Consider the following 333-nt stretch of genomic DNA (forward strand, 5'->3'; position numbering starts at 1 on the left):
GTTTGAAGCAAACCGCCGGGATGCCTTCGTCCGGGCGACCCGTACAGATGAACTCATACGGCCCCAGTTTGGCGATTTCATCCGCCAGATAAGCGGCAACCTGGTAAGAGGCGTTCTGTACTTTGGTATAGCCTTCACGACCGAGGCGCAGGAATTCATAGTACTGTGCAATTACCTGACCCGCCGGGCGGGAGAAGTTGATGGCAAAAGTACCAATTTGACCACCCAGGTAGTCAACGTTGAACACCAGTTCCTGCGGCAGCGCTTCTTCGTCACGCCAGATAACCCAGCCGCAGCCCAGCGGAGCCAGACCGAATTTATGGCCTGAAGCAC

At 55.9% G+C, this 333-nt stretch carries 1 protein-coding gene; it reads right to left on the minus strand.

Annotated elements, in window-relative coordinates; translation table 11 throughout:
- Positions 1–333, minus strand: a 333-nt coding sequence (locus E0D98_RS26260) for a pyridoxal-dependent decarboxylase (protein WP_228969536.1), incomplete at both ends; no start/stop codon positions are given.

Origin of the sequence: Escherichia sp. KCJ4928, from assembly GCF_004352695.1 — a bacterium.
Lineage (GTDB): Bacteria > Pseudomonadota > Gammaproteobacteria > Enterobacterales > Enterobacteriaceae > ECMA0423.